Origin of the sequence: Desulfobulbus rhabdoformis (assembly GCF_016919065.1) — a bacterium.
In the GTDB taxonomy this organism is placed as follows: Bacteria; Desulfobacterota; Desulfobulbia; order Desulfobulbales; family Desulfobulbaceae; genus Desulfobulbus; species Desulfobulbus rhabdoformis.
Window position 1 is genome coordinate 1 of the sequence record NZ_JAFFQA010000125.1, and the last position, 1370, is coordinate 1370.

At 43.6% G+C, this 1370-nt stretch carries 2 protein-coding genes; one reads left to right on the forward strand and one right to left on the reverse strand.

What is annotated here, in order from left to right; all coding sequences use genetic code 11:
* Nucleotides 1-196 precede the first annotated feature (196 nt).
* The gene (locus tag JWJ90_RS22680; RefSeq protein ID WP_205229492.1) at nucleotides 197-319 is read left to right on the forward strand and encodes a DUF4372 domain-containing protein; all 123 of its coding nucleotides are present in this window, start codon (nucleotides 197-199) and stop codon (nucleotides 317-319) included.
* Between the two features lie 117 nt (nucleotides 320-436).
* Here JWJ90_RS22680 and JWJ90_RS22685 read toward each other — a convergent pair whose 3' ends face one another.
* Nucleotides 437-952 (reverse strand): transposase, encoded by a 516-nt coding sequence (locus JWJ90_RS22685; protein WP_205229493.1) that lies wholly within the window; start codon nucleotides 950-952, stop codon nucleotides 437-439.
* Between the last annotated feature and the right edge of the window lie 418 nt (nucleotides 953-1370).

Sequence of the window (1370 nt, forward strand, 5' to 3'; positions counted from 1 at the left end):
AGCTCGTAATCTGCTACAACGAGAGAAAACCAAAATGAGTATCAAACAAAAACAATTCAGAGCAGCCTGCGACAATCGGTTTCTTGGTAGTGTGCTTGCTAGCTAAAAATTTCGTGCGCTTGCCCTGTATTGCCCCCCCCTGTTTTGGCATGATGATTTTCACGAAAGGATCATTCAATACAAGAAGATCCGAGCCATGGCTTATCAAGACACCATACTAAAACAACTCATTACAAATATCCCGAGATACGAATTTGATGCTATTGCTAAGCAACATCATTCTGTGCAGAAATTTCGTTCATATAACCGCTGGAGTTAGTTTCTCGCCATGGGATGCAGAGGTGATGAATAGGTTGAGCCTCGCTCGGGTTTTGAATTCTTTACCTAATTGTCGCTCTTTCTTTTGGGCATTCAAATGAGCCTTACGCATTCGTTCCTAATAAACACTTTCAGGGTGCAGATAAACGAAGAGGCGAACCTGTAATGTCAGATTTTGGTCAAGAAATACCCAGCCTTCGAATTTTTCGATTCCGGCATCGGTCATGGCTCGAACGATCCGGGAAAAATTCAGCTTAACCTTTTTCTTGCCACGAAGCTGATACACGTTTTTGTTGGCTTGCAGACGGCATAAAAAATCACCGAGGTTCTGCAGGACACCTCGCAATGCTGATACATGCATGTACGCGAGATCACGAATAACAAGGTCGCCTTCTCTGACAACATCAACGGTCAGTGTTGAATTGGTTGCATCCTGATCGTTAAACGCATTCAGACTGAGATCAACGATACTGCCGGAGACTAAATCATATTCAAATTGGATCCTGACACTGGCTGCGGATCCACTGCCGCCACTACCGGGGTAAAACTTGGATAAAGATTGATCTATTTGAAAACAAACAGAATCTTTAATCAAAATTCTTTCAAATTGGTCACAGCTTATCAAGGTCGCCATCCCCCCCCCGGCCAGCTGTTTGCTGAAGAGTTCACCGAGGGCTGCCGTGAGAAAAGAAACCGCCCGCTGGTTAAAGCGCTCGTCCAGCGATTACTTTTTGTTACATATGTCGTGATCCAACTCCAGTTTGACGGTGAGATCATTGAGACTCTCAAATGCCAATGCATCACTGTTAAAAGCCAGCAGACAAAGGAAGGTGAAACCGCCTAACTGGCCTGAGCGCTGAACGAACTTGCTCTCACGAGCTAAAGATTCGATTACCTGCTCGGTAAAGACGCAACATAGCTGTTTGGGAGCATCCGATAGTTATGGAATTGCCCTGTAGATCGAAGTTGGCCTGTTTGATTAATTATTTTAATGCTTTACGTTATTTTTTTGTTTAAATGCTGCTTTTTGCATGATATAATATTCCGTTAAA